The following is an 8,965-nucleotide window of genomic DNA, read 5'->3' as shown; positions in this document are numbered from 1 at the left end:
AAAATGGCTAAATTTGTATGTAATGTATGTGGTTATGTTCATGAAGGAGATTCTGCACCGGAAGTCTGTCCAATCTGTAAAGCACCTGCAAGCAAATTCACAAAGCAGGAAGAAGGCATGAGCTGGGCTGCTGAACATGTTATTGGGATCGCACAGGGCGTTTCTGAAGATATCTTAGCAGACTTAAGAGCAAACTTTGAAGGAGAATGTTCTGAAGTAGGAATGTACCTGGCTATGTCCAGAGTTGCTCACAGAGAGGGCTATCCTGAAATCGGTTTATACTGGGAAAAAGCTGCTCATGAAGAAGCAGAACATGCTGCAAAATTCGCTGAATTGCTCGGTGAAGTTGTAACGGACAGCACTAAAAAGAATCTGGAAATGAGAGTTGCCGCTGAGAATGGCGCTACTGCAGGTAAGTTTGATCTTGCTAAACGTGCAAAAGCTGCTGACTTGGATGCTATCCACGATACTGTACATGAAATGGCAAGAGATGAAGCTCGTCACGGTAAAGCTTTCAAGGGTTTATTAGAGAGATATTTTGGTTAATTAGACCGCATTCATATCAAAGCAAGTGTATCTGGTAACAGGTATACTTGCTTTTCTTATTAAGATCAAATATTTAGAAAATAAATAAATTAATGATCCATTATGTCTTAGTCAAAAGTTAGTCTGCAGTAAAAAATTATTTTAAAAACTTATAAGAAACGATTGACAAATGAATAGATATGTAGTATATTAATATCAGTAACAATTACTATTATTAAATATGAATCAGGAATACAATTCCTTAAACTAAATTATAAAAATGAAAAGGAGATTTTAATATGGCTAAATTTGTATGTAATGTTTGTGGTTATGTTCACGAAGGAGATTCTGCACCGGAGGTATGTCCAATCTGTAAAGCACCTGCAAGCAAGTTCGCTAAACAAGACGGAAGCATGAGCTGGGCTGCAGAACATGTTATAGGGATTGCACAGGGCGTTTCTGAAGATATCTTAGCAGACTTAAGAGCAAACTTTGAAGGAGAATGTTCTGAAGTAGGAATGTACCTGGCTATGTCCAGAGTTGCTCACAGAGAGGGCTATCCTGAAATCGGTTTATACTGGGAAAAAGCTGCATATGAAGAAGCAGAGCACGCTTCTAAATTTGCAGAGCTCCTTGGTGAAGTTGTAACTGACAGTACTAAGAAGAACCTGGAAATGAGAGTTGCTGCAGAAAATGGGGCTACTGCAGGTAAGTTTGATCTTGCTAAACGTGCAAAAGCTGCTGATCTGGATGCTATCCATGATACTGTTCATGAAATGGCAAAAGACGAAGCGCGCCACGGTAAAGCTTTTAAAGGTTTATTAGAAAGATATTTTGGTTAATTATTCCTTCTCCTAAAGAAGCAGGTATCGGAAATCCGACACCTGCTTCTTTTCAATTTAACCTTTAGCTGTTGATACCAGCAAGCCGGCCTTGCCGAGCGCCGGTCTCAGTACGCTGTATAATATGACTACCAGGAATGTAGATACAACCGCATTAACAAACGTTGTAGCAGTACTCCATTTAGCTAAAACAGAAGCCATCTCCTGAGGCTGGCCCAATATGATCTGTTTGTAGAAATAACCCACCAGAGGATCAAATATTACGTTAAAACCTAAGCCGCATACAGATGCAATGATACTCCATTTCATAATATATCTCTTGTCATTGCTTTCACCGATTTTTCCTATATGATGTGCCACCAGACCGGTTATCAGCCCGATACAGAGCTTTAATACAAAAGTCTTGGGTGCTCCAACGATATAAACCGGATCCATTAAATCCGCAATTGTCATGCCCACTGCCCCTGCAAGGCCGCCATATCCTCCGCCCAGCAGTAAAGCCGCCAGTACACAAAAGGCGTTTCCGATATGGATAGATGTGGCATCTCCTCCCGGCATAGGTATTTTTATTTGAAAAAATGTAAACGATACGAAACACAGTGCTGCTAACAGAGCCGTCTGTGCAAGCTTCATTATTGTCTGGTTTTGGTTTTTGTGCTGCATGATATGTCCTCTCCTCTTTTTGAATTTGGGAATATCATAGCACTATACTGGTTATGTTAAAACAGCCAGTTTCATGTTTTTTATCCATGCCAGTTTACTTCTGGTTTGCAGGTTCCACATTTACCATTTTTCCTTTTATTTTTGCATGATCCATTGCAATCAATACTTCTTTCGCACGGTCTGTGGGAACTTCTACGAAAGTATATTTGTCGTACATGTCTATACTTCCTACTAGTTTACCCGGCATACCGGATTCTCCTGCAATTGCTCCCAGGATGTCTCCAGGACGTACACCTTGCTTTTTACCGATATTGATAAATAAACGTACCATACCTTCTTCTGCACCTGTATTGCCAAAGTCCATACCTTTTTCTTCTTCCATTGCTTCATCATTTCCCATGGAAAGCTTCAGGAATGCAGCAGCAATATCCATAGCTGTGTAATCTTCTTCGTTCAGGTGATTCTCCAGCATATCAATCACATCTTTCAGGTCTTCATTGTTTATAATCTGGTTGACATTTTCCAGGATCTTCTCTACCTTGATTGCAGTTACGTCATCTAATGACGGAATTGGCTGTGCATAGATCTTTGTCTTACAGTATCTCTGAATATCTTTCAGCTTATATACTTCTTTTCCCACAACAAATGAGAAAGCTTTTCCGACTCTTCCTGCACGACCCGTTCTACCAATACGATGTACATAAAATTCATCGTCCTGCGGAATATCATAATTAAATACTGCCTCTACGTCATCTACATCGATTCCTCTGGCTGCAACATCTGTTGCAATCAAAATCTCTGTTTTTCCATTACGGAAACCATTCATAACACGGTCACGCTGTGTCTGCTTCAGATCTCCGTGAAGCCCTTCTGCAAAATAACCTCTGCCCTGGAGTGCCGTTGTCAGCTCATCTACTTTTCTCTTCGTATTACAGAATACAAGGGAACGCTTTGGATTATACATATCCAAAAGTCTGGATAATACTTCTTCTTTGTTTTTCTGCTTTACTTCATAATAATACTGATCTATATTTTTAACGGTAAGTTCTTTTTTTACTACCTTTATCAGTTCCGCATCTTTTTTCTGATATTGGTTGGTGATATCCATAATTGGTTTTGGCATTGTTGCAGAGAAAAGTACGGTCTGTCTTTCTTCCGGTATCTCTTTTAATACGGTTTCAATATCTTCCCGGAATCCCATATTTAACATTTCATCTGCTTCATCCAGTACAATCGTATGCACCTGGTCAAATTTAATCGTTTTTCTTCTCATATGGTCCATTACACGACCTGGTGTTCCAATAATCAGCTGTACGCCGCTTTTCAGAGAACGTATCTGTTTCACGATATCCTGTCCACCGTAAACAGGAAGTACTTTTATCCCGTGCATGAATTTTGACAATTTACGAATTTCTTCCGCCACCTGAATTGCCAATTCTCTGGTAGGACATAAGATGATCCCCTGAAGCTTCTTATTCTTTGGATCAATCTTTTCCAGAAGTGGAATTCCAAATGCTGCTGTCTTACCAGTTCCTGTCTGTGCCTGGCCAATCGCATCTTTTCCATCCATAAGTACCGGAATGGCTTTTGCCTGGATCGGACTCGCTGCTTCAAATCCCATTTCTGTTACTGCCTTTAGTATCTGGTCACTAAGACCAAGTTCATCAAATCTAACTGTTTCCATGTATTCGTGTTTCCTTTCTATTTGCCTGTTTTCCCAGGCTGCCTTTATATCTGCACTTCCCACACGTCGCTTCGCGCCATGAAATCGCATAAAGAAAGCCCTGTAACATGACTCTTATGTACAGGGCCTTAACCTCAATATTTTACATTGTTGCTATACTGACACGATATTACGAAACTTATCGTACCATAGTTTCGGTTCCCTTGTCAAGGGCGGAACCATAATTTATCCCTGGGTATCTGCCAGGATATCCTGAAATATTTCCAGCTGCAATGTATATCGGCTGTTTTATTTCACATATTATCCCTGAAGCTGCAGGAGTTTGCTCTTCAGTTCGCCTTCTAATCTCTGCATTTCAGACTCTGCTTCCATACGCTTCTGGTGTCCTTCTGTCTGGATACGCATAACTTCATCCAACGTAGAAATCAGTGACTCATTGGTAGTCTTTAAAGTCTCAATGTCTACAATTCCCCGTTCGGACTCTTTCGCTGTTTCCACAGTCGCCATCTTCAGTGTCTGTGCATTTTTCTTCAGCAATTCATTTGTCATATCCGTAACTTCTCTCTGTGCCTTTGCCGCATCTGCCGAATGAGCAACACCCAGAGCCAATACCATCTGACTTTTCCACAGTGGTATGGTATTCACAATAGTGGACTGTATTTTTTCAACCATCAGAGTATCATTTCCCTGTACCAGGCGGATCTGAGGTGCCGTCTGAAGTGAAATCATCCTTGTTAGCTCCAGATCATGAAGCTTCTTTTCGAAACGGTTGCAAAGGGAATCCAGATCTTTTGCTGCCTGTGCATCTTCCGGCAGTCCGGAATTGGTTGCTTTTTGTACTAAAGCCGGAAGCTCCTCTGCACGGATTTTAGCCAGCTTTTTCTTGCCCGCCAGAATATACATGGACAATTCTTTAAAATAAGACTGGTTAAGACCATACATCTTATCAAGTACTGCTATATCTTTTAGCATCTGTACCTGATGGCTTTCCAGAGCTTCACAGATACGGTTGATATTTACTTCTGCCTTATCATATTTCGCTTTCATTGCCGTGATCTTATTGCTGCTCTTCTTGAAGAAACCCAGAAAACCTTTTTCCTGTTCTTCCACTTCAAAACTTTTTAATTCTGTCACAACACCGGAAAGCATTTCTCCTACTTCCCCAAGATCTTTTGTCCGGACATTGTCCAGCGCCGCTTCAGAAAAATCCGCCATTTTCTTCTGGGCTCCTGCACCATACTGCAATATAGCATTAGAATCTGTCAAGTTGATCTGTTCTGCAAAGCTGTTAACCATATTTCTTTCTTCTGGCGAAAGCATACTTTCATCAAATTCCGGCTTTTTTGGTTCTTCTACTACTGCTTTTACTGTCTGTGCAGCCTGAAGCTGATTATCACTCTTTTCTGACTGGAACGGATCCAGCGTTAAGGTCGGTGCCGGTGCTGATGCAAAGTCTTTGAATTCATCACTCATGTCTTAATCCTCTTTTCTGTAAAATTTAGCATTCCTGCAAGCTTTTGGCACAACCGGAAGTAATCAGATCCTTCCGGTGTCCGTGGATGCTCACTTATATTTAGAACTTTAATTTTATTTCATCATTATTTTCCGGATCCAGTTCCTTTTTAACAGCGCTCTCCCTTGCCTTCTTAAAATCCTGCCCCGTCAGACCTTCCTGCGCAAACATAGTCTGAAGAACAGAAATATCGGAAGAGATATCCCAGGATGTATCCTGGAAGAAACCGTCTAAAAGCTTCTCAAAAGCCATATTAATCGTATCCAGTGTATCCTCAATTTCCCGTTTGGATGTGAGAATGTTTTCACCCTGTACCGGCTGCCTGTCTAATTCTTCATAAGCATCCAGCAGCTTTACGGTGGTAGGAAGATAATACTCCATAAACTTACGGAGATCCGGGATGTGTTCCGGATGCTGTTCCACACGCTCAAATATTTTAGTGGTAATCACTTCCATCCTGGAAATTTTCTCAGATACCTCTACGCCAGGGATTGCATCGTTGCTCTTTTTAATCTTATCCAGATAGCTCTGACCCTCTTCCACTACTTTTCGTACGTCTTCCGGTACTGAACCATCTTCCCTTTTCGCCTTCTGTTCTTTTTTGACTGTCTCCGCATTTTGAATTCTGCTCCGCTCTTCCCGCTGGCGGATTTCCATCTGATGCTGCGCTTCCAGGTACTGATTATAGACCTGGTCTGTGATCATGAGACAGCTCTCTTGGGCATCAATGTGACCCTGACAGAACATATTTTTACGAATCATTTCCCTCAGGTCTTTTACGGTGTAATGAACCGGCTTCCCAACTGCATCCGCCAATTCTTTAACCGAACAATATTCACGTCCCCGAAGCTGCCGCACATAGAGTTTAAATCTCTTTAACCTGCCAAGAATCTTACTTCCCCGCCATGCCATGATAATACTGGCAAGTAAAAATGGAAAAATCACCCCAATTGCGATAGCAGCTCCTCCTTCAAGCCCTCCCGAAATCATACTTACCAAAGCTATGATAAAGGTTGCCAGACCAAGGCTTCCGGCTAAAATATAGCCCACGATAGTCAGGGAATAGCCCGCACCTTTCATCCCGCTGTTTCGGGAAATAAGTTCATTTTTAACTCCTTTTGCCGGAACATCATGAAAACTATTTTTCTGCCTGTCCCTGTTCCTGTTTTTCCTGGAATCCCAAGGATTCTGCGGCTCGGAATAAGGATGTCCAAAATTTCCGATGTTCCCCATATTACCGCGATTGAACCTCTGATTTGCCTGATTCAGGCTCTGGTTCACATTATCTATTGCACTGTTTACTGAATTTCTGATTGTATCATTCAATTGTCTGAAATTCTGCGAATCGATCGCAGACTGCACTGTATTCTTTATTTGGTCGCCCAGATTCGACCAGTCCTGGTTACCCATGATATCCTCCTGCCTTATCAATAAAAACAATATTTTACCTGATTTGCTTAAGATAAATTATAAATGATAATCCATAAAAAAACAATCTATTTCCTTTAATAGTACTTGATTTTAGAAGCATATCAGAAATTTTTGACTGATATATTAGAAAATCCTTAATTTTTTAAGAAATTTACCAAAACAGGGTTGCTTTTTCCTTTTCCAGGGTATAATATATCCATAACATGATGTAGTTTTCAATACTACATGTCGAAATATCATTTCCAGTAATTACTATATTGATGACATAGAATCTTGAGGAGGTAATATTATGAATCAAACTGCAACAATCACCCAGAGAAAATTTCGGTTAAAGGATCCCGGAAGCGCCATTACCCATTTCATAGGTATGGTAATGGCAATTTTTGCTGCTATGCCACTGCTAATTAAGACGGCGGTGATGCAGCCCGACCGGACACATATCGTATCCCTGTCTATATTTATTATCAGTATGATTATGCTTTATGCGGCCAGTGCCACTTATCATTCCCTTGATCTGACGGAACGCACCAACCGCATCCTTCGGAAGCTGGATCACTGCATGATCTTCATTCTGATCGCAGGTACTTATACACCAATCTGCATGATCGTCTTAAACGGTCCCACAGGCAATCTCTTATGTACTATTGTGTGGAGTATTGCAATTGTAGGCATAATTATTAAAATGTGCTGGATTACCTGTCCAAAATGGTTTTCTTCCATAATCTATATCGGAATGGGATGGGTATGTGTGCTTGCATTTACCCAGATTACAAAAGCTCTTCCGACAGCCGCATTTGGCTGGCTTCTTGCCGGCGGTATCATTTATACTGTTGGAGGAATTATATATGCCCTTAAACTTCCGATCTTTGATTCCAGGCATAAAAACTTTGGATTACATGAAATCTTTCATTTGTTTGTTATGGGCGGAAGCATCTGTCATTTCATTCTTATGTACGTTTATGTAGCAGGAATGGCAATTTAAAAGACTAGAGCCTGTTTGGAAATTGATTTCTGCAATGCTAAACGGCTGTCCCCGGAACTCTATTGCGTATTACGGGGACAGCCGTTTTATGTAATGAATTATGATTTCTCCTGTCCACCATCAGAACATCCATTCATAAGCTTTAGCTTGTCTTTTTTCGGAAGCTTTTTTATCTCATATTCTCTTCTCATAGCTTCCTGCCTGGTAGCAAATGTCTCACAATAGGCCAACACTACCGGCCGCCTTCCCTTCGTGTACTTAGCACCTTTTCCGCTGTTATGGTCATCTATCCTTTTTTCCAGATTGTTTGTCCAACCGGTATAGTAGGTGCCATCGCTGCACTTTAATATATACGTATAATTCATTTTATCTTCATCCTTTAATGTCTATGTAAAGCGCACATACAAGAACCTCATACATGCGCTTATTATAAAAAGCAATCGACGAAAAAGTACTTCACCCATATCAAATACGACAGTTTGCATTTGGAAATTGTAACGCCAAGTAAGAAGAATTCGATTGCGTATCCGCAGGTGTAACTTTATTCGGTACAGTGGAGTTCTTATCCGCTGTACTAATATAGTATACTCTCTTCTCTTAAAAATGTGCAAGGATTTTAAAAGGCCTTAAATTTTCTTTCCCTCCCGATTCTTTTCACGGCATTTTACCGCTTAATCGGAAAAATTGAAAATTCAAGACCTCTGTCATCTATCTTTTGCCCACTGTTTGTTTTTCGTTCGTAATCGCCTGCCTGACTATTCCAGATACAGGAAAGGATCTACCGGTGTTCCGTCTTTTTTCATCTCAAAGAAGAGATTGCTTCCTTCTTCACAGTAATATTTTGTAGGTTCACTTACATAACCTATAATGGAACCTGTTTCCACTACATCACCTACTGCTACCGGAACTTCTTTTAACTGTCCGTAAACTAATTCATAGTTATTTCCGATGTTCATGGTAATGGTTGTACCTGTTTCTTCATTTACATCGATGGACTTAACAATACCCTTTGCGGCTGCCAGAACTTGTCCGTTTACTTCACTGCCGATAATCAGTGCCGGGTTATATTTGTAAACATTTAATGTCTTGAAATATACGGTAGAATCCATACTGTAGTCAATTAATACGGTACCTGCTACCGGCCAGGTCAATGTGCTGTTATCTCCGAAATCAACGGTAGGTTCTATTTTAGCCTGAATGTTTGTTGAGTTTGCATCTACGCTGTCTTCCGACTCTTTTGCTGTATTTGCATCAGCACTTGTTTTTGCTTCGTTTTCTGCCAGATATGCGGGATCTACATCCATATCATTTGCTAATGTAGGTTT

General features: G+C 40.7%; 9 protein-coding genes. 3 read left to right on the top strand and 6 right to left on the bottom strand.

All coding sequences use genetic code 11. The features are described from left to right. Nucleotides 1-3 precede the first annotated feature (3 nt). Both ACH2DQ_RS06515 and ACH2DQ_RS06510 read left to right on the top strand, forming a co-directional pair. The gene (locus tag ACH2DQ_RS06515) at nucleotides 4-546 is read left to right on the top strand and encodes an NADH peroxidase (protein WP_394914810.1); all 543 of its coding nucleotides are present in this window, start codon (nucleotides 4-6) and stop codon (nucleotides 544-546) included. Between the two features lie 278 nt (nucleotides 547-824). Then, entirely contained in the window at nucleotides 825-1,367 is a 543-nt protein-coding gene (locus ACH2DQ_RS06510; protein ID WP_394914811.1) for an NADH peroxidase, read from the top strand. A 57-nt stretch (nucleotides 1,368-1,424) separates the two neighbouring features. Here ACH2DQ_RS06510 and ACH2DQ_RS06505 read toward each other — a convergent pair whose 3' ends face one another. The 4 genes from ACH2DQ_RS06505 to ACH2DQ_RS06490 form a co-directional block, all read right to left on the bottom strand. Continuing rightward, on the bottom strand, nucleotides 1,425-2,030 hold the full coding sequence (locus tag ACH2DQ_RS06505) for an ECF transporter S component (RefSeq protein WP_394914812.1): 606 nt from the start codon (nucleotides 2,028-2,030) through the stop codon (nucleotides 1,425-1,427). A gap of 94 nt (nucleotides 2,031-2,124) precedes the next feature. Further along, nucleotides 2,125-3,714, bottom strand: a complete 1,590-nt coding sequence (locus ACH2DQ_RS06500) for a DEAD/DEAH box helicase (RefSeq protein WP_394914813.1) — start codon at nucleotides 3,712-3,714, stop codon at nucleotides 2,125-2,127. A 300-nt stretch (nucleotides 3,715-4,014) separates the two neighbouring features. Further along, the gene (locus ACH2DQ_RS06495) at nucleotides 4,015-5,187 is read right to left on the bottom strand and encodes a toxic anion resistance protein (protein ID WP_394914814.1); all 1,173 of its coding nucleotides are present in this window, start codon (nucleotides 5,185-5,187) and stop codon (nucleotides 4,015-4,017) included. Nucleotides 5,188-5,287: 100 nt separating this feature from the next. Continuing rightward, nucleotides 5,288-6,637 (bottom strand): 5-bromo-4-chloroindolyl phosphate hydrolysis family protein, encoded by a 1,350-nt coding sequence (locus ACH2DQ_RS06490; protein ID WP_394914815.1) that lies wholly within the window; start codon nucleotides 6,635-6,637, stop codon nucleotides 5,288-5,290. Between the two features lie 310 nt (nucleotides 6,638-6,947). Between ACH2DQ_RS06490 and ACH2DQ_RS06485 the strand changes: the two genes are divergently transcribed. Next, nucleotides 6,948-7,640: a hemolysin III family protein gene (locus ACH2DQ_RS06485; RefSeq protein WP_394914816.1), complete on the top strand. Its 693-nt coding sequence runs from the start codon at nucleotides 6,948-6,950 to the stop codon at nucleotides 7,638-7,640. 98 nt (nucleotides 7,641-7,738) lie between these two features. On the opposite strand, the gene ACH2DQ_RS06480 is transcribed toward ACH2DQ_RS06485, so the two are convergent. Continuing rightward, complete coding sequence (locus ACH2DQ_RS06480; RefSeq protein ID WP_394914817.1) at nucleotides 7,739-8,005, bottom strand: GIY-YIG nuclease family protein; 267 nt, start codon at nucleotides 8,003-8,005, stop codon at nucleotides 7,739-7,741. 390 nt (nucleotides 8,006-8,395) lie between these two features. After that, nucleotides 8,396-8,965: peptidoglycan DD-metalloendopeptidase family protein (locus ACH2DQ_RS06475; protein ID WP_395026036.1), on the bottom strand; the 570-nt coding region annotated here is incomplete at its 5' end.

It is taken from the genome of Robinsoniella sp., assembly GCF_034124845.1.
This window is presented reverse-complemented; position numbering and strand designations above follow the sequence as displayed.

Coding starts and splice junctions, on each gene's coding strand:
- ACH2DQ_RS06515 (WP_394914810.1), top strand. CDS start 4: ATGGCTAAATTTGTATGTAATGTATGTGGTTATGTTCATGAAGGAGAT.
- ACH2DQ_RS06510 (WP_394914811.1), top strand. CDS start 825: ATGGCTAAATTTGTATGTAATGTTTGTGGTTATGTTCACGAAGGAGAT.
- ACH2DQ_RS06505 (WP_394914812.1), bottom strand. CDS start 2,030: ATGCAGCACAAAAACCAAAACCAGACAATAATGAAGCTTGCACAGACG.
- ACH2DQ_RS06500 (WP_394914813.1), bottom strand. CDS start 3,714: ATGGAAACAGTTAGATTTGATGAACTTGGTCTTAGTGACCAGATACTA.
- ACH2DQ_RS06495 (WP_394914814.1), bottom strand. CDS start 5,187: ATGAGTGATGAATTCAAAGACTTTGCATCAGCACCGGCACCGACCTTA.
- ACH2DQ_RS06490 (WP_394914815.1), bottom strand. CDS start 6,637: ATGGGTAACCAGGACTGGTCGAATCTGGGCGACCAAATAAAGAATACA.
- ACH2DQ_RS06485 (WP_394914816.1), top strand. CDS start 6,948: ATGAATCAAACTGCAACAATCACCCAGAGAAAATTTCGGTTAAAGGAT.
- ACH2DQ_RS06480 (WP_394914817.1), bottom strand. CDS start 8,005: ATGAATTATACGTATATATTAAAGTGCAGCGATGGCACCTACTATACC.